Genomic DNA, 23,312 nt, shown 5'->3' on the forward strand with positions numbered 1-23,312 from the left:
GGAATAGAGCCGTTTTGTAATTTTTCCGGTTGTTGGTCAATCGACTCACTGCCATAACTTTACACAGTTGGTGTCAAGCTATTTCAGGGTGCTACAATTTGTTGTATAATTTATATTATGTTAAGTAAAGTTTTTAAGTAGAAGGCCGATGGTTTTCCACCGGCCCCTACTATTATGACTTAGGCTCTACGCAGACCACTTTGCGTTCTTCGTATTGCTTCAGAATGTTTTGCAGATTTGTCAGGTTCTCATTCAAATCCGCTTCATCTTTCACCGACTTCGCTTTGGTAAAATAAGGCAGCGACTGCTTGAACTTACCACAAACCTGTCCGTCCACTTCTTTTCCGCGCTTGTTGTATTCCGCCATATCCATTGCATCAACGGATTTCTTCATATCAACCGCTTCGTTGAAATAATAAACACCCAGGTTGAAGTTAGCGTCGTAATTGTTCGGATCAATGGCTAACGCTTTGTTCAGATAATCTTTCTCCTGAGTCTTTTGCGCTGCGTACTTCTCCTTCAATTCAGCTAACCGCTTTTCTTTGTCAGCATTCCCCGAAGCACTGGCCGCAGCTTCCTTGGCATCATTCTCGAGTTTAGCAATCGTCGCTTTCTGATCCGTAGCTTTTTTCTGAACGTCGGCGAGCTGGCGCTTCAAATCAGCATTTTTAGGCTGCTTCTTAATCAAACCACCTAACCGAGTTACTTCTCCGTTGTACGTATCCAGCAGACCTTTTGCATCGGCAAGTTGCTTCCCAGTACTGCTACCTTTTTTGGTCTCGGCTTCCAGTTTACGAAGTTCTTCCAGATCCTTCTGCGCGATGTTGTTATACACAATCGACAGGTTTACCAGATTCTGTACGTTGTTAGGATCTTTTTCGACCATCTGCTTCATACCAGCGATGGCCTCATCCATCCGGTTAGTACGTAGCATAATGTTGATCTTCTCATTGGACAGATCCTTGTTGCCCGGAGCTAGAGCAATACCTTTGTCCAGAGCGGCCAGTGCTTTGTCAACCTCATTGTCGGAGCTGTACAGCATAGCCAGCGATCCATAGATCGAAGCATCTTTACCACCCGCAGCGATATATTTTTCTAACTGGGTTTTCGCGGTCGGATTGTCTTTAACCTGCTGGGCAGCGATTGCCGTGTACAGAGGGGCTAACGTATCTTTCGGATTTATGTCACCCGCTATAGCCATTGACTTGATGGCATCCTGGTAGTTTTTGCTTTGGAATTTAGCCACCCCCTGTTGCATGAATGCGCCATACATGCCAGGACTCTTCAACGCTTCCTGCGCTTCCTTAGCCAATTTGCCAGGACCACCTTTTTTATCCTTATCTAATTCAATGACCTTATTATAGGCTTCGTACGCCGTCGTTGCGGCTGCCGAATCGAGCCGGATGGCCTGCGATGCAATATCCTGATAGGTTTTGGCCCGATCCATCCAGGTACTTGCTTTCGCTGACGCTTTGGCATCCGCAATATCCTTATCGCTCTTTTCTTTATTCTTCTTGTACCCCTCTATGATGAGTGCATCTGCTCCTCCAGCAGCTCCTGCCTGGCCTTGCCCCTGTTGGTTCTGAGCATGTGCACCCGCGGACAGGCAACATGCCACAAGAACTAAGAAAACTGGTTTCATGTGTTAAATGGGATTATGTTAATTATTTTCAAAAACGAAATTACGGAATCAATCCGTATAAGCATGACCGACCTTAAATTGTTTGAGCCGCCGGCCTGATTTGTAAAATCAGAACCAACGGCTCAAACTACTCATTGTCAACTAATTTATTCGGCAGCGGGTTCCTCCCCTACCAAGGTATCCTCTTCGCCTTCTTCGCGCTTAATCTTAGTTACTGACGAGATTTCATCCCCCTCGCGCAGGCTGATTAGCCGTACGCCCTGCGTATTACGTCCAATCACGTTGATGGCATCAACCGGGGTCCGGATAGCAATCCCCGATTTGTTGATGATCATCAGGTCGTCGTTGTCCGCAACGTCAAGCACGGCGACCAGTCGACCGACTTTCTCAGTCACTTTCAACGTACCGACGCCTTTTGCGCCCCGATTCGTGATCCGATAGCCATCGATGTCCGAACGTTTGCCGTATCCTTTCTCGGAGACTACCAGCAGTTGAGCATCGGCCGAGGCAATACACACCATACCGACTACGTGGTCGGTTGAATCGTCCTCATCCAGCGAGATACCCCGAACACCAGCTGCCGTACGTCCCATCGGCCGCACCCGGCTCTCATGGAACCGAACCGCTTTACCAGCGCTCGACGCAATCACAATATCGTTATCCCCGTTGGTCAGGCAAACGCCGATCAACTGATCGTCTTCGTCGATCGTAATGGCGATGATACCATTTTGCCGCGGCCGTGAGAACGCTTCCAGCATGGTTTTCTTGATCGTCCCCTGACGCGTACACATCACAATGTAGTTATTGTTGATGTAGTCCTCGTTCTTGAGGTCCGATACGTTGATAACCGCCCGGACTTTATCGTCCGACTCAATGTTGATGAAGTTGGCCAGCGGCCGACCTTTCGCCGTCCGTGATCCTTCGGGCAACTCATACACCGGCAACCAGTACAATCGTCCTTTTTGCGTGAAGGCCAGCAACGTATTGTGCATGGTCGCCGTAAAGAGGTGCTCGGTAAAGTCTTCCTCTTTGGTAGCGGCTGCTTTGGCCCCAACCCCTCCCCGACTCTGTGACCGGTATTCGGTGGTTGGTGTCCGTTTGATGTAGCCTTCGTGCGAAATGGTAATAACCATGTCCTCGTCGGCAATCAACGACAAATCACTGATGTTACCGTCCCCAAGAGCGTTGATCTGCGTCCGACGCGCATCCCCGTAACGCGCCCGAATATCGACCAGCTCGTCTTTGATTACCTGCCGCTTGCGGTCTTCGCTCGCCAGAATTTCCTTGTAATCAGCGATTTCACGCATCAGCTCGTCGTACTCGGCCTGCAGCTTATCCCGCTCCAGACCCGTCAGCCGTTGCAGACGCATCTCCAGAATAGCTTTAGCCTGGAGATCGCTCAGCGAAAACCGCTCCATTAAGCCGGTACGGGCAACTTCAGGATCGCGCGACGACCGGATCAGTTCAATCACGGCATCAATATTGTCAAGCGCAATCAGCAGTCCTTCTAAGATATGCGCCCGTTTCTCGGCTTCGCGAAGTTCATACTGCGTCCGACGGGTTACTACCTCGAACCGGTGCTCGACGTAGTACTTCATCATATCTTTCAGGTTCAGCAGCATCGGACGCCCTTTCACGAGCGCTACGTTGTTGATGCTGAACGACGACTGCAACGCCGTGTGCTTGTATAAATTATTGAGCACTACGTTCGCAATGGCATCTTTACGCAGATCGTACACCACCCGCAGGCCATCCCGGTCCGACTCGTCGCGGAAGGCCGTAATGCCTTCGATCTTCTTGTCGTTGATCAACTCGGCCGTCTTTTCAAGCATAACGGCTTTGTTCACCATGTACGGTACGTCCGTTACAATGATCTGCGTTTTTCCCCGGTTCTCTTCGATGGTCGCGTTGGCCCGCATCACCACCCGGCCACGACCAGTCTTGAACGCCGACTTAACGCCTTCCATGCCGTAGATGGTAGCCCCCGTAGGAAAGTCGGGTGCTTTCACGTACTGCATCAGTTCCTCTACCGTAATGTCGTTGTTGTCGAGATAAGCGATGATCCCGTCTACAACTTCGGTCAGGTTATGCGGAGCCATGTTGGTCGCCATACCGACCGCAATCCCCGACGAACCGTTTAACAGCAAGTTAGGAAGCTTGGCGGGCATCACGCTCGGCTCTTCAAGCGAGTCGTCAAAGTTGGGCTGGAAATCAACCGTTTCTTTGTAGATGTCGGTCAGCAGTTCCTCGGCAATCCGTTTCAGCCGGGCTTCCGTATACCGCATAGCCGCCGGCGAGTCGCCATCGATGGATCCGAAGTTTCCCTGCCCGTCCACCAGCGGATACCGCAGCGACCAGTCCTGAGCCATACGGACCATTGTATCGTAAACCGACGAGTCACCGTGAGGGTGGTATTTACCAAGTACCTCCCCAACGATACGGGCCGATTTTTTATGAGGTTTATTATAGTTAACCCCTAGTTCAGCCATTCCGAACAATACCCGCCGGTGCACTGGCTTAAGGCCGTCGCGGACGTCGGGCAAGGCGCGGGAGATAATAACCGACATTGAATAGTCAATGTAGGCACCGCGCATTTCGTCCTCAATGTTGATGGGAATAATGTTACTAGGAGTTTCGAGGTCGGGATTTTCTTCCGCCATGTGATAAGTGAGTTTCGCAGAAAATTACTATTCCGGCGCGCACAGTATGCGCAGATCGCCGTATAGACAAATATACAAAATTTTCAGGAGAAATAGAAATAATACCGTAAATACACGCGTACAAGGCGTAAAACGGGCTCTACATCCCTATTTATAGCAACGTCAGTAGCTGTCTGAATTCGCCCTATATCATCTAAATGAAATACAATTCTATTTCAAAAAAAATATACTCCTGAAACCGGGGTTAATTATCGGCGAAACGTTTAGGATTTAATGCGTGGGTCGAAGGTAAAGGGCTCATTTCCCTTGAGCCGGATACGTCCAAAATCCGGATGGGCCGGATTGAGTAAGAAATTCCATTCATGGCGGATAATGGCAGAAGGTACCCGAAGCACGGCCGTGCGACCAGTCCGCAGCCACTCCCCTCCTATCCGCTGGCAGACGTCGTACTGACGGAAATCAACCCAGTCGGCGGGTAACGAATCAGGCTCTATGGTTTCGAATCCAAGTTCATCAGGAACGTCAATAAGCATTACCCGGAACGTATCGAGCAACCCCTCCCCACTCCGGTGTACTACGTTCTCTAAACAGGCCAGCGCCCGCGTCGCGGCTGTATAAATCACAAACTGCCCCCGGCTATTCCAGCGCGCAGCACCGCCCGAAGCCACTAGTCGATCCGCGTAGATGGCCTTTGTAATCCGATAAACCAGCATGAAAATAAAGATTCCGTAGTAAGCGATTGCTAAGCCAGATCACCGTATTCGATCCGGGTGACCTCATCCATTACCAGGTCAATCCCGCCCGAGGTATGCAGCAGGTCAAACGGAATCTGATTGCCTAGTCCATACGCGGGTTTGTCCATCCAGCGCCGAAAGGCATCCGCCGAACCGAATACAAACTCACCCGTTCGGAATAGCGCCATGATCTTAAGCACTTTTTCACTATCCTGCGGATTCAGTTTTTTCTGTTCGCGCTCGTAGCGCTGAAAGGTCTTGAGCGACGTATCGAACACTTCGGCCAGCTGCTCACGCTTATAGCCGGTCAAGTCGGCGATATCAAAGAATGACGTGGCCGGAATCCCTTTAAGGGCGGAGAGAACGATAGCGGTACGGTCCTGAATCATAGCATCACAAACATACGACTTTTGTCTGTAATACAAAGAAATTTGTCTTATGGTTCAATCTGATTTCTCCTCCCGTTCTATCAGATTCTGTGATGATCACACCCCCTGTCGACTTTTGGTAGTTAGTGTAATTAAACTCAACGTCTATATACTATGAAACCAACAGTCTTTTTTCTGGTCACTTTTTTAGCCGCAGTAGTGTTTACCAACGTTCAGGCTCAGTCGACCACCGGCGGAAAAAGCGGTGGGTCTACAGCCTCAACGGGCTCAGGCTATTTAACCGGCGGTAAACGGAAAGCGGCCAGTAACCCCCAAAGCATGACCATTGCGGACGAAGGTGCTTCCCGCGATTACATGTACGTACCGCCAACACCTGCAAAGAACCGATCGGCTTCACCCGATGGCTCATCCACCCGAACCGAATCAAATTCCAGCACGACCTCAACCCGTTCCTCTTCGCAAAAAACCAGTCGTTCAGGGAAACGAACATCGACAAAAAGCAACTCGTAAGCCGGATTGTCGGCATCCGGTCTAAACCTTACCGACAGCTGATTGTTTAGTTAGTTATTGTTCAACCAGTTAATCTACGTTATGAAACGAATAACCTTAGCAATTTGCCTTGCCGTCAGCACATTAAGCTTTCAGGCCTGCAACGAAAACAAAAAAGCAAGCGACGACAGTGTCGAAAATGCCCATGATGCGAATGATCTGAAAGAGCAGGACGACACCGGTCAGGACGACGACACGAACGATTTTGCGGTAAAAGCCGCCAACGGGGGTATGCTTGAGATTGAACTGGCCCGGCTGGCCCGTGACAAAGCGCAAAGCAGTGAGGTGAAAGAGTTTGCGGCCATGATGATAGCCGATCACTCAAAAGCCAACGAGGAACTGAAAACGATTGCGGCCGGTAAAAACATCACCCTACCCACCACACTGGGTAAAGAAGGCCAGGAGCATGTCGATGAGTTAAGTAAACTATCCGGTGCTGAGTTCGACAAGAAGTACGTAGATATGATGGTCGATGACCACGAAGAAGACGTCAAACTATTTAAGGAAGCGGCCGACGATGCCGACGAGCCAGCCGTAAAAGCCTTTGCGGTGAAGACCCTGCCAACGCTGCAAAAGCATCTGGAACGGATCACCACCATTGATAAAAACATGAAATAAGCCAAGCGCTTATAGACAGCAAAGCCCCGGCGCGAGTCGGGGCTTTGTTGTGTCTGGAGTATTGATATTTGTTTACGTTAACGCCCCTTCAACGGTAGCTTTGGCGTCGTGATACGCCCCCTTGACCGAGTCAGTGACCGAAGCTAGTGCATGCTTCGCCGACATCCCGGCTTTGTGCGCCTTGTACCGGTATTTCACCTTGTCATACTTACTAACCGGGATGACCGACGAGCGATTGCGCGACAGCAGCCACAGCCCACCGAGTACGGCCGCCCCAACGGCAAGAGCCATGACCATGGTCTGCTTTTGTTGCCGTTCAGCCTCTTCTTTCGGAGTCATATCCTTCCGAACGTTGGCCGCAATCAGCGGATCAGGCAACACGTGCGCCATGGCCACGGTCAGCTTATTTTTCCAGCCCGCTACTACATGGTCTTTGCCACTCATTAAGGCCTGATACCCTTCTTTTGCCACCGCTGCCGGATCGGCCGTTTTGTTGGGGTCCGCTCCTTTTGCCTCCGTGGCTCCGGCGACTTTAAAGAAATTCGTGTTGGTAGCCCCCGGCATCAGAACCGTAATGGTAATATTCGTTCCCTTCAGCTCATTACGTATAGCCTCCGAAAACGATTTTATAAATGCTTTCGTGGCTCCGTAAACGGCCATCATGGGGTTAGGTGCAACGGATACTTCGGAACCGAGCATCAGGATTTTCCCTTCGTTGCGGCTGGTCATGTCTTTCAGATACAGCTTGGTCAGGTGCATGAGCGCTACGGCATTTACCTGCACAATATCCAGTTCCTTCTGCAGATCGGTTTCGGTGGCAAACATGCCGTACTCTCCAAATCCCGCATCGTTCACCAGCACATCAATCTGTATGCCCTGCTGGCTGGTCTCGGCGTAGATTTCGTCGGGCGCTTTCGGGTCCGACAGGTCTTTGCCGATGATCGTTGTCTGAGTACCGTACTGATTCTGAAAATTATAAGCCGACTGTTGCAGGGCTTCTTCATCGCGCCCCACCAGCACCAAGTTATAGCCGTCTTTGGCGAATAGCCGGGTAAGCTCACGACCAATGCCGCTGCTGGCTCCGGTAATCAAGGCCGTTTTTCCATTCTGTTTGGTTTCCATAGTTGAGTTGTTTAATTCATTCGTTAGGTCAGATCAAACCGGGCAATTGAGATGATCTAAAATGGTTTCAGGATCACTTTTGTACAGTCGTCTTCTTTCTTCTTGAAAATATCGTAGGCCCGCGAGATTTCTTCCAGAGGTAATACGTGCGAAATAATATCGTCAAGCACAACTTTGCCGTCAACGACCAGGTTCAGCAGGTGATCAATATTTTTGTGTACCTGCGACTGCCCGTAGCGCACGGTCAGCCCTTTGTCGAAGATCCGGCCAATTGGGTAGTTGTCGGTGGGGGCACCGTACACTCCGACAACGGACACAATACCGCCCCGACGCACCGCCCGGAAACATTGTTCGAGTACGCTGGTCGTTCCTTTTTCCAGATTGATAACGGCTTTGGCTTTATCGAGAACGGACCGGTGGGCTTCCATACCCACAGCATCCACGCAGAGGTCAGCACCCCGGCCTTCAGTCATGCTCCGGATCACCTCCACTACGTCTACCTCATTGGGGTTGAGCGTTTCCACATTGTTGACCCGCTTGGCCCGCTCCAACCGATAATTAACCGGATCAATGGCGATCACGCGTCCGGCTCCCTGCAGCCAGGCCGATTTCTGCGCCATCAGGCCAACCGGCCCTGACCCAAAAATGGCTACGGTCTCGCCCCCGCGCAGTTCACCCCACTCGATGGAACTCCAGCCGGTCGGGAAGATGTCTGACAGAAACAGCACCTGCTCGTCTTTGAGTTGCTCGGGTACGTGCCGAAGGCCGTAATCGGCAAACGGCACCCGGGCGTACTGCGCCTGTCCGCCATTGTAGCCGCCGTACAGGTCAGAGTAGCCAAACAGCCCCCCTCCTTTTTCGGAGAGCAAGCCGCCATCGGGTCCGTATGCTTCAGGGTTTGAATTTTCGCAGTGCATCTGCAGCTGATGCTGGCAGAAATAGCACTTGCCACAGGCAATGGTAAAGGGCACAACGACCCGGTCTCCTTTTTTGAGATTGGTTACCTCCGAGCCGACCTCCTCTACGATGCCCATAAACTCGTGGCCAAGCACCTCGTTACGTAACTGGGGTAAGAAGCCGTCGTAAATGTGCAGGTCGGAGCCGCAGATGGCGGTAGACGTAACGCGCAGGATCACATCCCGCGACTGTTCAATTTTGGGGTCATCCATTGTTTCGTAACGGATGTCGCCAACTTTGTGAAACACTGCTGCTTTCATACGAAGCGATGAAGAAGTTGCGTGAACTGGTCTGTCAAGGATACCTCAGGACATGCTACCAGCATCTATCCGTAACTCCACTCGCTTCGCTTGGTTTAATTTACCAACTATGTGGGATACATAGAGGTATTGTTATTAATGCGATTTCTACGCAAAAGCAAAAAGCCCCCGCCGTTACCAGCAGGGGCTTTCGTATAGAATCTATTCGATTACTTCACTTCTTCGTAGGGAACGTCGGATACGTTATCGCCGGTTGGCTGGCCCTGGTTAGGGTTCGTATTGCCACCGTCGAAACCGGCCGCGCCATCCGCTGGGTTCGCACCCGCGCCGTTTGTCGCGTTATACAGTTCCTGCGAAGCCGTAGCCCAGGCCGCGTTCAGACCTTCGAGGGCTGAATCGATAGCCGCTACGTCACGCGAACCGTGCGCCGTACGTAATTGACCAAGCGCGGCTTCGATCGCCGACTTGTTGCCTTCCGACAGTTTGTCGCCGTAATCTTTCAGCTGCTTCTCCGTCTGGAAGATCATCGAGTCCGCCTGGTTCACTTTCTCGATTTTTTCGCGTTCGGCTTTATCGGCGGCTTCGTTCGCTTTGGCTTCTTCACGCATTCGGTTGATTTCCGTTTCGGTCAGGCCGCTCGACGCTTCAATCCGGATCTTCTGCTCTTTACCGGTCCCCTTATCTTTAGCCGTTACGTTCAGAATACCGTTGGCATCCACGTCGAAGGTTACTTCAATTTGTGGAACACCGCGTGGTGCTGGTGGAATATCGGACAGGATAAACCGGCCTAGCTGACGGTTCTGAGCCGCCATCGGCCGCTCCCCTTGCAGGATGTTGATCTCTACACTCGGCTGGTTGTCCGAAGCCGTCGAGTACACTTCCACTTTCTTGCTCGGGATGGTCGTATTCGCTTCGACCATTTTGGTGAACACGCCACCCATCGTTTCGATACCCAGCGAGAGCGGGATCACGTCGAGTAGCAATACGTCCTTCACTTCACCGGTCAACACGCCCCCTTGCACAGCAGCCCCAATGGCTACGGCTTCGTCGGGGTTAACGGCTTTCGATGGCTTCCGACCAAACAGTTTTTCAACCTCTTCCTGCACTTTCGGAATCCGGGTCGAACCACCCACCAGAATCACCTCATCGATTTGGCTGGCCGACAAACCTGCATTTTTAAGGGCACGGCGGCAAGGCTCCAGACTGCGCTGAATCAGCGAATCGGCCAGTTGCTCAAACTTCGCCCGACTCAGGGTACGTACCAAGTGCTTCGGGATACCGTTCACCGGCATGATGTACGGCAGGTTGACCTCCGTCGAGTTCGAGCTCGACAGCTCAATCTTTGCTTTTTCGGCGGCTTCTTTCAGGCGTTGCAGAGCCATTGGGTCCTGACGCAGATCGATGGCTTCATCTTTTTTAAACTCGTCGGCGAGCCAGTCAATGATTACCTGGTCAAAGTCATCACCACCGAGGTGCGTATCGCCATCGGTCGATTTCACTTCGAATACGCCATCACCCAGTTCCAGAATCGAAATATCGAACGTACCGCCACCAAGGTCGAATACGGCGATTTTCTGATCGTTATTTGTTTTGTCTAAACCGTAGGCCAGCGCGGCTGCGGTCGGTTCGTTGATGATCCGTTTTACGTCGAGACCCGCAATCTGACCAGCCTCTTTGGTGGCCTGACGCTCGGCATCGTTGAAGTAAGCCGGTACCGTAATAACAGCTTCGGTTACGGTTTGGCCCAGGTAGTCTTCGGCTGTCTGCTTCATTTTTTGCAGAATCAGGGCCGAAATTTCCTGAGGAGTATATTGACGGTCGCCAATGCGCACGCGGGGCGTAGCGTTCGGGCCGTTCTCTACGTCATAAGCGACGTTTTTAGTCTCGTTCGTTACTTCATTAAAGCGTTTACCCATGAAACGCTTGATCGAAGAAATCGTGTTTTTCGGGTTGGTGATGGCCTGGCGTTTTGCTGGAGCACCCACTTTACGTTCGCCGTTGCCATTATCCATAAATGCCACGACCGACGGGGTCGTCCGGGCACCTTCACTGTTTGGAATAACGACCGGCTCGTTCCCTTCCATGACGGCCACGCACGAGTTCGTGGTTCCTAAGTCAATACCAATAATCTTTCCCATAGTTACTAATTCTATAGTGGTTTAGCTTCTTGTTGCAGCGGTTGTTAACTGACAGACATCACCTATCTATCAATACAAATGCCAGCAACCTAATTTGTTTGATTTGCTGTCAGATTGGCAGAATAACCTGACTGGATGGGCCATAATGACGTTTAGAGACATAATCAAGTCCTAATACGTGGCAGAAAACATGTACCGATAACCCCAATTCCCTCAAAAGCAGAACTCCCGCTGAGTCGGGCCCAACGGGAGTCTGTTCACTGCGTACTGGTAACTATCTTTATGGGTTATCGACCACCGAACAGACCGCCCAGCATACCACCAAGGCCACCGCCAGACTGTTGGTTGCCGCCACCACCTATTGTCCGCATTAAATCATTCATGTCCAGTTTTCCATCGGCCATCGCCGACGAGGCCATGCCCATCCAGTCGGTACCCTGCTGACCGGTTGCGGCACTCATGATGCTATTTCCGTCTACGCTGTTGTCGTTCGGGTCAGACGCTTTGTGCATGAGTTTGCTCAACACGATCGGCACCACTGCAGAAGCTATCGACATAGCCACCTGGGGCGAAATACCCAGCTTCTGCATCAGGTTTTGTTCGACATGCTGCTGAACACCACTTGTCACTGGACTCTCGTGCACGTTACTGCCTCCATTGACAACCATACCGAGCAAATTACCCAGGCCGCCCCCCTGCGCCTGCTGACCCAGGCCGCTCAGGATGCTGCTGGTCACGGTTTGCATTACGTTATCGTTTTGTTCGTTCGGAATGGCCGGATTATTAACGACCGCCTGGCCCGCATTCTGCTTCACCAGGTTCATAAGGGTTTCAAACATAATCGTACTGTTTTTATTAAGTTAAGTAGAAAGCAAACCGAATTGTTTAATCATCCAGAGATTAAGCGTCGTTAACAACGCTGTTGGACGAAATTGATAAGTTTGCAGTCAACTGGCCTTTCTTGCCATCTAAAGCCACCCTATGACGAACGAAGCCGACGAACGTACCGATCAACCCGAAACCAATCAGCCGTTCGAGGAGCAGGTCGCCCCGTTGCTGGTTGATCTGTATTACCCCAGTGAATCGGATGAGCCGGTTGACGTAGTGACGTGCTACCTGCAACAACCCGAACCTTTAACGATCAGCCAGATCAAAGACTGGCAGATGCTGCCCCCGTCGATTTATGTAGAAGAAATACCGGAAGCGGAGTTCTGGGAGCCGGTTATCACCGACGAAGACTGGTATGGCGACGAAGAAAAAGCGCGCACGGCTACCTTTCAGCAGCTAAAACAGGTTGTGGAAAGACAATTGAGCGTTCGACAGGTTTTTCGCGTTGGCGAAACAGAGATCGACCTGTATCTGCTCGGCCGACAAGCCAACGGTGAGCGGGTCGGTCTTAAAACCCGGATTGTGCAGACGTAGGCTAGGCATAAAAAAAAGGAGCGAGGAGTTGGAAGTGAGAACGGCTGGCGCATCTTTGCAGATACCGGCCGTCTTCTCACTTCCAACTCCTCGCTCCTAATTACTTGTTCTGTTTACTTTACTTGTTCCACAACGGCGGCAAATGCTTCCGGGTGGTTCATAGCCAGATCGGCCAGGACTTTGCGGTTGAGTTCGATGCCTGATTTGTTCAGCGCACCCATCAGAGCCGAATACGACATGCCGTTGATCCGGGCACCTGCGTTGATCCGTTGAATCCAGAGACCCCGGAAATCCCGCTTCTTGGCCCGACGGTCGCGGTACGCGTATCCTAAGCCTTTTTCGACGGCGTTCTTAGCAACCGTCCAAACATTTTTACGCCGACCAAAATACCCTTTGGCCAGCTTCATAACTTTTTTCCGACGCGCCCGTGAGGCAACGTGATTGACGGAACGTGGCATACATTAATTGTTTTTTGACGACTGGCGACCGGTTGACAGGTGCTTACAAGCCAGTAATCGGGTGAAACGTGAAACCAAGACGCAACCGCGTCTTTTCTTTGTCCTTAGACGTTCAGCAACGCTTTGATGCGACGCTCGTCAGAACCATTAACCAGCGTATCGTGCACAAGATTGCGCTTCTGCTTGGTCGTTTTTTTCGTCAGGATGTGACTATGGAAGGCGTGCTTCCGCTTAATTTTTCCGGTGCCGGTCAGCTTAAAACGCTTCTTGGCAGCCGAGTTGGTTTTTACTTTAGGCATTATCGTAACCCGCTTTTGTGAAAAATTTAAGTAAACAGGCCGCAAAGATACGAAAAAACAGCAGAAAAACGGTACGTCATCCGGCCTTCTTCGCACGAATAAAGGGCTTACGTCAACTGTTCGCAAACGGACCAGTTGACGTAACAGCAAATCCCAGCCCGAACAACTTTGATAGCTATTCAGGCTGGGATTTACTACGTTATGCTATACGGATAAGGACACAGAAGTAGACTGCTGCCAGCGCTGCCAAGAAAAGAAGCTTATTTCTTTGCCGTAACGACCTTCGGCGTTAAAAATATCGTCATCCGTTTGCCTTCCAGCTTCGGCTCCGCTTCAATTTTACCATATTCTTCCAGTCCCTTCGAGAACCGCTCCAACAGTTGAAATCCGCGGTCTTTGAATACAATGGCCCGGCCTACGAACTGTACATATGCTTTCACCTTAGCCCCTTCTTTCAGGAAGTTGATGGCGTGCTTTAGCTTGAACTCGAAATCGTGGTCATCGGTATTCGGTCCGAATCGGATTTCCTTGATGACAACCTTGGTGGCGTTCGCCTTGATTTCTTTCTGTTTCTTTTTCTGCTCGTATTTGAACTTCGAATAATCGACAATACGGCAGACGGGCGGCACGGCGTTGGGCGATACCTCGACGAGGTCGAGATTCTGCGCCTTAGCCAGGGCCTGCGCCTTGTTAATGTCGTAGATTCCCTGCTCTACATTTTCACCGACCACCCGCACTTCGCGGGCCAGGATGCGCTCATTGACTTTGTAAGGTTCTTCAACCACGCGACGGGGTGGTCTGCGCTGGGGTAATGCCATAGATTATGTTTAGTGTAACTGAAAATCGCTTGGATAACGTACAGGCTGTTAAAAAGTTCGGGAAGCTATTGAAAATACAGATTCAGTGCAAGTTTGCCTGCGGTTTACCAGCAGGATTCTAGTTCAGATGGGCTGACACCCGGATCTTGCCGTTGCGTCAGCCCATCCTGCACCAAAAATGTGATCCCTATCTATTATATCTTCACTTCGGCCTGGAAGGTTTTAACAAACTCCTCAACGCTCATACTGCCCAGGTCCCCCTGGCCTTTGCGCCGAACAGAAACCTTGCCTTCGGCGGCTTCTTTTTCGCCCACGATGAGCATATACGGTACTTTGTTGACCTCAGCATCGCGGATCTTGCGGCCGATTTTTTCGTCGCGCAGATCGACCAGCCCACGAATGTCGTGCTCCTGTAAGGTGAAAAACAAATCGTTGGCGTAGGCTTCGTATTTCTCTGAAATTGGCAAAATCGCGATCTGTTCGGGCGACAGCCAAAGCGGGAAATTACCGGCCGTGTTCTCGATCAGAATCGCAATAAACCGCTCCATCGACCCGAAGGGCGCCCGGTGAATCATTACAGGGCGGTGCTTCTGGTTGTCAGCGCCAATGTATTCAAGCTCAAACCGATTCGGTAAGTTATAATCGACCTGAATGGTACCGAGCTGCCACTTCCTGCCCAGCGCATCGCGAACCATAAAGTCGAGCTTAGGCCCGTAGAAAGCCGCTTCACCCAACTCGGTTACCGTACGGAGCCCTTTCTCGGCGGCCGCTTCCACAATGGCCGATTCTGCTTTTTCCCACAGATCGTCGGAGCCAATGTACTTGGTTTTATTTTCCGGATCACGTAACGATACCTGTGCGCTATAATCACTGAAACCAAGCGACTTAAATACGTATAGCACGAGGTCGATCACCTTCATAAACTCGTCTTTCACCTGGTCGGGCCGGCAGAAGATGTGCGCATCGTCCTGCGTAAACCCACGTACCCTCGTCAGGCCGTGCAGCTCGCCCGACTGTTCGTAGCGATATACCGTACCGAACTCGGCCAGCCGAAGCGGCAGATCCCGGTACGAACGGGGCTTAGTCTTGTAAATTTCGCAGTGATGCGGGCAGTTCATGGGCTTAAGGAGGAACTCCTCGTTCGGGTCGGGCGTCTTGATCGGCTGGAACGAATCCTCTCCGTATTTCTCCCAGTGACCCGACGTTACGTACAACTGCTTGCTACCGATATGAGGTGTCACGACCGGTGAGTACCCTGCCCGAACCTGGGCGCGTCGTAAGAAATTCTCCAGCCGTTCGCGCAGCATGGTTCCTTTAGGCAGCCAAAGAGGCAACCCCTGCCCTACCCGCTCCGAAAACGCGAACAGTTCCAGTTCCTTACCGAGCTTGCGGTGGTCCCGTTTTTTGGCTTCCTCGAGCAGATACAGGTACTCGTCGAGTTCTTTCTGCTTCGGATACGTAACGGCGTAAATCCGCGTAAGCTGTTTATTTTTTTCGTTGCCGCGCCAGTAGGCTCCGGCTACGTTCATGATCTTGGCCGCTTTAATAAACCCCGTATTCGGAATATGGGGACCCCGACACAGGTCCGTGAAATCGCCCTGGGTATAAAACGTAATCGTCCCATCTTCGAGTCCTTCGAGCAGGTCGAGCTTGTATGGATCGTCTTTTTGTTCAAAATAAGCGACGGCGTCAGCCTTGCTCATTGGTTTCCGGACATACTGCTGTTTCTGGCGAGCCAACTCCAGCATTTTGTCTTCCACTTTTTTGAAGTCTTCCTGCGAGAACGATTGGCCATTCAGATCGACGTCGTAATAGAAACCCGTTTCAATCGCCGGACCGATACCAAACTTAACGCCCGGATACAGGGCTTCGAGCGCTTCGGCCAGCAAGTGCGCCGACGAGTGCCAGAACGTGGCCTTCCCCTCGGCATCGTTCCATGTCAGAAGTTGCACATTGGCATCTTCCTCGATCGGCAACGTAGCATCCTGTACCTTACCGTTTACTTTTGCAGCCAGCACATTACGCGCCAGACCTTCACTGATTTGGGTGGCAATATCGATCCCGGTACTTCCTTTGGGATATTGCCGCACGCTCCCGTCGGGCAGCGTTACGCGGATTTGTTCGTCCTGCGCAATCATTTGTGTATTGGTTATTTGTGGGCACCCGCAGCTTACCTACAACTGTAAGCTACTTTATTTACGAGTTACGATGCGCTGATTTTGGGATAAAGCCACTGCCTTTCCCGCGAGAAGCCCTGATCGTATACATCACAAATCAGTTTATTGGTTTAATGGTTCGACGTAATGAATCGCTCTCGCTGGTCACGACGCGCGTTTTGGGTTGAATGGTTGAGATTCGCACCCGGGTGGTATCAAGAACCGGTCGACTCGCCGTTGAGGGCAGTGGCTGAACGGACTCATTCGGCAAAAATAAGGGGTTATACGAATTTTGAGCATACTGCCGTCGCTGCGAACGCCATAAGCCCGCCGTGGCCTGCCGGTCGGCCGCGTTTTGCTGGCTGGCTTTGGTATAGGCTGCAATCGCTAAGTCGAACTGCCCCATCTGCTCGTGGCAGTAGCCAATGTACGTATCGATACGCGGAAACTGCGGCCGTAGCTGCTGCACCCGCTGGTAATTAATGAGGGCTGCGTAATAATTCCGGTATTTCTGATTGATCAGCCCGGCCTGGAAATATGCCTGGTAATACGTCGGCTGCCGCTTAATGGTTTGCTGGTAGCACGTCATAGCGCTATCGAGCTGCCCCCAGGCATGATAGATTAAGCCCCGGCCGAAATAAAGCTTTGCGTTGTTCGGAAAATAAGCCAGCGCCTGCCCGTTATACGTCATTGCCGCGTTCAGATCACCCAGCGATCGGTAGATCGACGCCAATTGGTTATAGGTTTCCAGGTAGCGGGGTTTGAGCCGTAACGATTGCTGGTAGAGCGTTAAGGCCTGCGCCGTATCGCCTTGCCGGGCGGCCATCAGTCCGTTGAAAAAATACGCTTCTCCGTCATAAGGGGCCATTTGCAGAGCCTTGGCGACGTACAGCCGCGCTTTGTCGAACTGGTTCTGCTGTTGGAGTAAATCCCCTAGTAAGGTATACAGCTCCGGCGTTTCAACCCCCAATATCTCAGCGCGCTGGGCATTTTCAAGCGCTTTGGCGGGCTGCTGCAAGGCGCGCAGGATTTGCGCGCGGGTTAAATAATACGAACCGGCGTTGTCGTTCCGGTCGATGGCTTCTTCGATGTCGGCCAGTGCTTCGGCGTACCGACCCATGGTCAGTAAGAGTATAGCTCGCTTGGCGTAGGCCGACGCGGGCGACGACTGATTGATGGCCTGCGTTAAGGCCCGCAAAGCGCCCTCCGTGCGGCTGCTGTCGCCGGGCTTGGGAAAATCCGGAATCCGCGCGGTTTGCCGATTGTCGTCTCCGCAACTCGACAAGAAAAACAAAATAAAGAGTGAAACAGTGAATCGGAACGCCGAATCGGAGCGAAAGATCGATATCATCAGGTTTACACCAATCCGGTGCCCGGACTCAATCTTTCGCTCCGATTCGGCGTTCCGATTCACTGTTTCAGCCTTGCGCTCGTTCATATACTCACAAAGATACGGTTTCAAGCCGATGCAAACCGATAAAATACGCCCAGGGGCAAGCGTTTTCGCGCCGAATCGTTCATGACCAATTCGCCCCACTCCGCGTTTGGCACGTGACCGAAGGTTTGCTGCATCAGGTTTTCCAGGATAAGCGACGAGAAACCCAGCGAATACAGATTGATTACGAAGAAGAAGTGATCCTGTTCCAGGATATCCGCGCAGGATTTCAGCAGATCGTTCAGGTGTTCATCGAGCACCCACTTTTCCCCGTCCGGCCCCCGGCCATAGGCGGGCGGGTCGAGAATGAGGCCGTTGTAGCGATTGCCCCGGCGCACCTCCCGCCGAACGAACTTCACCGCATCTTCCACCATCCAGCGAATGTTGTCCAACTTACTCTGCTCCATGTTTTCCCGCGCCCAGCTGATCACGGGTTTCACCGCATCGACGTGCGTTACGTCCGCTCCGGCCTGACGAGCGGCCAGCGAGGCTCCCCCGGTATAGGCGAATAAGTTCAGCACTTTCGGCCGCGGCAGATGGGCCTTGATGGCGTTAATTTTCTCGTCGATATACATCCAGTTGTTGGCTTGTTCGGGAAACAGGCCAACGTGTTTGAACGTGGTCAGCGCAAGCTTGAACGTCAGGTTTAAGTTACCCTGCTGAAACGATACAAACCACGGATCACGCATGGTTGGCTTGGTTTGCCAGTCACCCCGCTCGGGCGACTGGCGGTCGCGCCGGAAGATGGCGTGTGCCTGCCGCTCCCACTCCTGTTCGGGTAACGACTTATCCCAGATTGCCTGGGGTTCCGGCCGGGACAATACGTACTCGCCGAACCGCTCCAGTTTCTGGAAACCACCCGTATCAATCAGCTCGTACTGGGTCCAGGGAGCAGGGGTAATCAATTGAATGTCAGTCATAAGTAAAACGCTAAAGCCTCCCCGCATGAGGAGGCTTTAGCCCAATAAAAATACGATTAATCCTGCCCCATTTGCAGGATCAACTCAAATTCAAGGGGGCGAACCGGCATTACCGATAAACGCGATTGTTTGATCAGGCCGATACTAGCCAACATCGGCTCCGCTTTGATTTTAGCTAACGCAACCGGATTCGGCAGAGCCAGAACCGGTTCGAGTTCGACCACAACCCAACGGGCATCATCGGGTACGGTAGGGTCCTGGTAGGCTTCCCGCACAACGGTAGCCAGGCCCACCACGGCCGGGTTTGTTACGCTATGATAGAACAAAACCTGGTCGCCAGCCTGCATAGCCTTCAGGTTATTACGTGCCTGGTAGTTGCGAACGCCATCCCAGACCGCCCGGCCCTGTTTCACAAAATGATGCCACCCGTATGCGTCGGGTTCGGATTTAACCAGCCAATAGTTCATCGTCATTCAATACGTGTCCTACAAGAAAGAGTCAGTCTGTCTGCCTGAGTCTTGCCGACACGTATCTCCCTGATTTGCTCAATAATAATCGTCGTGTTCCTGGCTGCTTCCGAACGGCGAACCGTATTGGTCCTCGTCATCTTCGGCATAGCGGGAACCGGCCCGGTTGAAGGTCAGCGCTTTTTTGATTAGCATAATCTGCCCGGTATGATACAGGTCGTGATTAATGATCCCGTGGAGCATGTCGTAGTACGTGTAGTCGCGCCCCGGTACAATGTCTTCCAGGAATTCGTCGTCGTCTCGTTTGTCGAGTTCATTAATCAGTTCTTCCTGACTCAGACTAAGCTCCATCTCCAGAGCCTCCCACTCAAAATCGTCGATCTTATCCGGGAGTGCACCAAAGTTTTTCTCGGGCGTTGTAATATCGAACGTAGCGTCGCCCTGCATCTTTTTGACACAAAAAATCCGCCAGCTCGTCATATGAAAAACTAGTTCGGCAATTGTATGGGTATTTGGCGTGATCCGGCGTCCGGCCATGTCGGGCGTAACGCCCCGTAACGCTTCCACCACCGAGGGACCGTGCCAGGCCTCCTCGCTTTCATAGGTCGTGTTGAGCAGATCGATGATGCGTATTAGCTCGTCGTTAGAAATCATAGTCAATGAATTAGTCATACAGCCCTGACGTTCCAGGCGAAGGAACTACGTAGCTTACAGGACTATACGGTTTATACGTTTAAACAGAAGACTGGTTAGCGGTTAATCTCCCATCTGGCCTTGATTCGGTTACAGCTTTACCCGTAATGAACCGCCAGACCCGTTTATACTCATGCTACTGCGAAAATTTACGGAACAGCCCCATCCCGTTACCAGAAATCCTTCGCAAAGTTACGGTTTATAATTAATGAGGCTCCCAAAAATTTATCGGCCTGGCTTGTCGACGAGCCGGTATGAATTGCTGGCACATTATTAGCAGTCATCCCCAGCCGGTTCAGTTTTAAAAAAGTGAGAGACAGGCATACCGGTATTTTGTCCACTTCGGTGGTATATCTACCTAATTTTATCGGCGTGGCATATTTTATGCAGTGAATTCCAGTTACTTCTCTTTGCGGTAGGAAGTAACAAAATTCCCGGTTTAACGACTCAGGTAGTACATCCATGTGTACTACTTCCCCACTCGATCTCATGCGGCTGTTGCTTTTATACGTATTGCTGGCATCCACCTGCTTCGGACAGACGCTCAAGCCTCTTCGGTACCAGACCGAAGTTGGCAGTTACTTTTCAACTTCCGGGCAAACGCCGTTCTGGCTCCGGGCAAATCAGTACGGTATAGTCCCGCACGAACACGCGATCATGACCCTCCGGCACGCCATGCGCGTAGATTACCACGATACACCGGTTAGCAAACTCGATAGCTTACGGGCCGCAAACCGGCGGGTTGACTGGGGCTGGGGTGCCGAAGCGGTACTCAATGCGGGCTATACGTATCGCCTGCTCATTCCGGAGGCTTACGTTAAAGTGAAACTAGGGTCGGTAGAAATCTGGACTGGGCGTCGGCGGGAAATAGCGGGCCTGGTGGATACGAGTCTTACGTCGGGAGCGTACGCCATGTCGGGCAACGCCTTACCCCTGCTTAAATTTCAGGTAGCCATTCCCGAGTTTACGCCCCGCTTAGGCTTGTTCAGCTTCAAAGGATTTTACGCGCATGGCTGGTTTGAGTCGGATCAGTTTGTAAAAAACACCATGCTGCATCAAAAAGCGTTGTACATACGGATAGGTAAGCCTAAGTGGCGGGCAAAGTTTTACGGCGGCATTAACCACCAGGTCATGTGGGGCGGCAATACCGAACGCCTGCCAGGTTCGCTCATTAAAAATAACCAGCTACCCGCCACTTTTCAGGATTACCTCGACATCGTGATGGGCAATACGCTGGGCGACCGAAGCGATGTCGATACCAATCGGGTAAGCAAATTTGACCGGGAGAACCGAATCGGTAACCACCTCGGCTCCGTTGACCTCGCTTTTGAGTATACCGCCCGCTCATTTTCAATTCTCGCCTACCGGCAAAGCGTTTACGACGACGGTTCCCTGTTTTACCTGACGAATATACAGGATGGTCTGAATGGCCTGCGCATCCGTAACCGTCGGCCGATCAACCCCAACGGCTTACAGATTCAGAACGTACTCATCGAATATTTATATACGAAAAGCCAGGGCGGGAGTTTATTTCTGGATGATCAGGCGCACCGGGGCCGGGACAATTACTTTAATCATTCACAGTACCAGGATGGCTGGTCCCGCTACGGTATGACCATTGGTACCCCATTCATTACGCCTTCCAGCGACAGTCGGAGTGATTTGCCCCGTTATGCGTTTACGAATAACAATCGGGTAGCGGTGTTACACCTGGGGCTGTCGGGGCACCTTTACGATTTCTTCCGTTTTCAGCTTAAAGCCTCATATAGCGAAAACTTTGGCACCTACGAAAAACCGTTCCCCACGGCGGTTCCCCAATTTTCATCCAGCTTCAGGATGTCGGCTCCTCTCTCTATTCTCAACGGCGTTACCGGCAGTCTGGCCGTAGCTACCGATTTCGGGCAGCTGTACACGAACAGTATTGGATTTTTTGTAGGAATCCGCAAAGAAGGACAAAGCCGCAAGCGAACACTAGATTGACTTCACAACAATTCCAATAGTGTTTAGTCTCTTTAGCGTTTGTCCCCTTCTTAAGTTGTACTATCTAGTCTATAAAGAAAAGCTACCGAATAGTAAATCCTCAAAAATTGTTTTTTTTGAGTAACTGCTATTTTACTTACTCTTAGTATTTTTCCATCTACGTAATAGTTCTAGATCGTAACATAATCAACTATTAGCTTTGGTAACATTTGATTTTTGCATATTAAAATCTAGTAATAATTACTTACCAATGCCTTTGTTTTAGCCTCAATAACCTCAACTATAAATAGTACTTAACTTATATGGCTACCCATCCCCAACTGAAAGATGAAGAATTAATTCGTATGCATTTGCGCAGCGAACAGAACAACTATTTTGAAACGCTGTACAACCGTTACGTCAGCAAAGTGTACCGCCGGTGTCTGTCGCTGACCAAGGATTCGGCCCAGGCCGAAGATTTCACGCACGACATCTTTCTGCGGGTACACGGGAATCTAGGAAACTTCAAAGAGAATTCGGCGTTTTCGACCTGGTTGTATTCGATCTCTTACAACTACTGCATGGATCAGCTTCGGTACGCGAATCGAACCAGTACCGTTTCCATTGAGCAGGATCAGGAATACAACTGGAGTGATTCTTCGGAACAGGAAACCACAGAATTTCGGCTGCAGCACCTCGCGCAAGTTATGGGTACTATATCGCCCGAAGAAACGCTTATGCTCCGGCTAAAATACGAGCAAGGTCTGGATATCAGAGAGATCGCCGAGCAGTTCGGACTCAAAGACAGCGCGGTGAAAATGCGGTTGAAACGCACCCGCGACAAGATCCGCCGAATGTATGGTGAACAATCTTATTAACTAATTACCCTATCGATCAATTCTACGTTTTTACCTATTCTAATCTATCTTTAACTAGTCATCTAAGGCTAATAGTCCATAGCTATACACTGAATCGGGCCGGTTTCATAACCGGCCCGATTCAGTGTATACAGGGAATTACCGTCGGGTGCCGAAGTCGGTTACCCAGTAGTGTTTGTAGGTGCTGCTGCCCCCATAGGCATAACCGACACCTACATGTTTGAAGTTGGCACTCATAATATTTGCGCAGTGGCCAGGCGATTTAAGCCAGCCATCCACAACAGCGCGGGTGGTTGTATAGCCAGCGGCAATGTTCTCTCCAGCGGCCCGCCAGCTGTACCCTTCCCGCGTCATCCGATCCCAGGGCTGTGAACCGTCGCGACCCGTATGACTAAAATAATTATACGTAGCCATATCCTGAGCGTGTTTATCCGAGGCAGCGTTCAATTGCGTGTCGAGCGTAAGCGCGGGTACTGCCGGATACGTTGTGGTTCCGCACTGGCAGAGCTTCGACCGGGCCTGGTTCAGATACGTTAAGACTTCCTGCTGCTGAGCGGTAGTCGCGGCTGCGGCTCGGGCACCGGCTAAATTCGGCTGGGTGGTTGTCTCTTTTCCTGCCCCACCATCCTTGTAAATGGATGACATTACCGGCGCGGGCGTTTGCGATTCCCGATCGGATTGACAGGCAGCAGTTGCCCATAATAGAGCAGATACACCCAGGAGATACGTAGATTTCAT

The 23,312-nt window shown here is 51.3% G+C and carries 22 protein-coding genes; 5 read left to right on the forward strand and 17 right to left on the reverse strand.

Going from position 1 to position 23,312, the window contains the following annotated elements:
* Positions 1-172 precede the first annotated feature (172 nt).
* The 4 genes from ACYVIY_RS26030 to parS all read right to left on the reverse strand — a co-directional run bounded on the left by ACYVIY_RS26030 (position 173) and on the right by parS (position 5,425).
* On the reverse strand, positions 173-1,642 hold the full coding sequence (locus tag ACYVIY_RS26030) for a tetratricopeptide repeat protein (protein ID WP_460979487.1): 1,470 nt from the start codon (positions 1,640-1,642) through the stop codon (positions 173-175).
* 146 nt (positions 1,643-1,788) lie between these two features.
* A complete protein-coding gene (gene gyrA / locus ACYVIY_RS26035; RefSeq protein WP_460979488.1) occupies positions 1,789-4,302 on the reverse strand; it encodes a DNA gyrase subunit A in 2,514 nt (837 codons plus the stop codon).
* Positions 4,303-4,565: 263 nt separating this feature from the next.
* Positions 4,566-5,015 (reverse strand): RES family NAD+ phosphorylase, encoded by a 450-nt coding sequence (locus ACYVIY_RS26040; RefSeq protein WP_460979489.1) that lies wholly within the window; start codon positions 5,013-5,015, stop codon positions 4,566-4,568.
* 29 nt (positions 5,016-5,044) lie between these two features.
* A complete protein-coding gene (parS, locus tag ACYVIY_RS26045; RefSeq protein ID WP_460979490.1) occupies positions 5,045-5,425 on the reverse strand; it encodes a type II RES/Xre toxin-antitoxin system antitoxin in 381 nt (126 codons plus the stop codon).
* Between the two features lie 153 nt (positions 5,426-5,578).
* Between parS and ACYVIY_RS26050 the strand changes: the two genes are divergently transcribed.
* Together ACYVIY_RS26050 and ACYVIY_RS26055 are read left to right on the forward strand one after the other, a co-directional pair.
* Positions 5,579-5,935, forward strand: coding sequence for a hypothetical protein (locus tag ACYVIY_RS26050; RefSeq protein ID WP_460979491.1), 357 nt, complete (start codon positions 5,579-5,581; stop codon positions 5,933-5,935).
* Between the two features lie 81 nt (positions 5,936-6,016).
* Positions 6,017-6,592, forward strand: coding sequence for a DUF4142 domain-containing protein (locus ACYVIY_RS26055; protein ID WP_460979492.1), 576 nt, complete (start codon positions 6,017-6,019; stop codon positions 6,590-6,592).
* Positions 6,593-6,664: 72 nt separating this feature from the next.
* Here the strand turns inward: ACYVIY_RS26055 and ACYVIY_RS26060 are convergent, their stop codons facing one another.
* The 4 genes from ACYVIY_RS26060 to ACYVIY_RS26075 form a co-directional block, all read right to left on the reverse strand.
* On the reverse strand, positions 6,665-7,714 hold the full coding sequence (locus ACYVIY_RS26060) for an SDR family NAD(P)-dependent oxidoreductase (protein ID WP_460979493.1): 1,050 nt from the start codon (positions 7,712-7,714) through the stop codon (positions 6,665-6,667).
* A gap of 56 nt (positions 7,715-7,770) precedes the next feature.
* Positions 7,771-8,931: a zinc-dependent alcohol dehydrogenase gene (locus ACYVIY_RS26065; RefSeq protein WP_460979494.1), complete on the reverse strand. Its 1,161-nt coding sequence runs from the start codon at positions 8,929-8,931 to the stop codon at positions 7,771-7,773.
* 209 nt (positions 8,932-9,140) lie between these two features.
* Entirely contained in the window at positions 9,141-11,069 is a 1,929-nt protein-coding gene (dnaK, locus tag ACYVIY_RS26070; protein WP_460979495.1) for a molecular chaperone DnaK, read from the reverse strand.
* Between the two features lie 287 nt (positions 11,070-11,356).
* Complete coding sequence (locus ACYVIY_RS26075; protein WP_460979496.1) at positions 11,357-11,908, reverse strand: hypothetical protein; 552 nt, start codon at positions 11,906-11,908, stop codon at positions 11,357-11,359.
* Positions 11,909-12,050: 142 nt separating this feature from the next.
* Here ACYVIY_RS26075 and ACYVIY_RS26080 point away from each other — a divergent pair, with 142 nt between their 5' ends.
* Positions 12,051-12,491 carry a nuclease A inhibitor family protein gene (locus ACYVIY_RS26080; RefSeq protein WP_460979497.1) on the forward strand — a complete coding sequence of 147 codons (441 nt, stop codon included), beginning with the start codon at positions 12,051-12,053 and terminating at the stop codon, positions 12,489-12,491.
* A 113-nt stretch (positions 12,492-12,604) separates the two neighbouring features.
* On the opposite strand, the gene rplT is transcribed toward ACYVIY_RS26080, so the two are convergent.
* The 8 genes from rplT to ACYVIY_RS26120 all read right to left on the reverse strand — a co-directional run bounded on the left by rplT (position 12,605) and on the right by ACYVIY_RS26120 (position 19,698).
* Entirely contained in the window at positions 12,605-12,949 is a 345-nt protein-coding gene (gene rplT / locus ACYVIY_RS26085; RefSeq protein WP_176567490.1) for a 50S ribosomal protein L20, read from the reverse strand.
* A 104-nt stretch (positions 12,950-13,053) separates the two neighbouring features.
* Entirely contained in the window at positions 13,054-13,248 is a 195-nt protein-coding gene (gene rpmI, locus ACYVIY_RS26090) for a 50S ribosomal protein L35 (RefSeq protein WP_381524364.1), read from the reverse strand.
* Between the two features lie 260 nt (positions 13,249-13,508).
* Entirely contained in the window at positions 13,509-14,066 is a 558-nt protein-coding gene (gene infC, locus ACYVIY_RS26095; protein WP_460979498.1) for a translation initiation factor IF-3, read from the reverse strand.
* A 194-nt stretch (positions 14,067-14,260) separates the two neighbouring features.
* A complete protein-coding gene (thrS, locus tag ACYVIY_RS26100; protein WP_460979499.1) occupies positions 14,261-16,204 on the reverse strand; it encodes a threonine--tRNA ligase in 1,944 nt (647 codons plus the stop codon).
* 136 nt (positions 16,205-16,340) lie between these two features.
* Complete coding sequence (locus ACYVIY_RS26105) at positions 16,341-17,660, reverse strand: tetratricopeptide repeat protein (RefSeq protein WP_460979501.1); 1,320 nt, start codon at positions 17,658-17,660, stop codon at positions 16,341-16,343.
* Between the two features lie 20 nt (positions 17,661-17,680).
* Entirely contained in the window at positions 17,681-18,577 is an 897-nt protein-coding gene (locus tag ACYVIY_RS26110) for a class I SAM-dependent methyltransferase (protein WP_460979503.1), read from the reverse strand.
* A gap of 56 nt (positions 18,578-18,633) precedes the next feature.
* Entirely contained in the window at positions 18,634-19,044 is a 411-nt protein-coding gene (locus ACYVIY_RS26115; protein ID WP_460979504.1) for an EVE domain-containing protein, read from the reverse strand.
* A 78-nt stretch (positions 19,045-19,122) separates the two neighbouring features.
* Positions 19,123-19,698, reverse strand: coding sequence for a DinB family protein (locus ACYVIY_RS26120; RefSeq protein ID WP_460979505.1), 576 nt, complete (start codon positions 19,696-19,698; stop codon positions 19,123-19,125).
* Positions 19,699-20,226: 528 nt separating this feature from the next.
* On the opposite strand from ACYVIY_RS26120, the gene ACYVIY_RS26125 reads away from it, so the two are divergent.
* Both ACYVIY_RS26125 and ACYVIY_RS26130 read left to right on the forward strand, forming a co-directional pair.
* Positions 20,227-21,717: a capsule assembly Wzi family protein gene (locus ACYVIY_RS26125; RefSeq protein ID WP_460979506.1), complete on the forward strand. Its 1,491-nt coding sequence runs from the start codon at positions 20,227-20,229 to the stop codon at positions 21,715-21,717.
* A 302-nt stretch (positions 21,718-22,019) separates the two neighbouring features.
* Positions 22,020-22,574, forward strand: coding sequence for an RNA polymerase sigma factor (locus tag ACYVIY_RS26130; RefSeq protein WP_460979507.1), 555 nt, complete (start codon positions 22,020-22,022; stop codon positions 22,572-22,574).
* Positions 22,575-22,712: 138 nt separating this feature from the next.
* Here ACYVIY_RS26130 and ACYVIY_RS26135 read toward each other — a convergent pair whose 3' ends face one another.
* Positions 22,713-23,312 carry a CAP domain-containing protein gene (locus ACYVIY_RS26135; RefSeq protein ID WP_460979509.1) on the reverse strand — a complete coding sequence of 200 codons (600 nt, stop codon included), beginning with the start codon at positions 23,310-23,312 and terminating at the stop codon, positions 22,713-22,715.

The organism is Spirosoma knui (assembly GCF_054780635.1).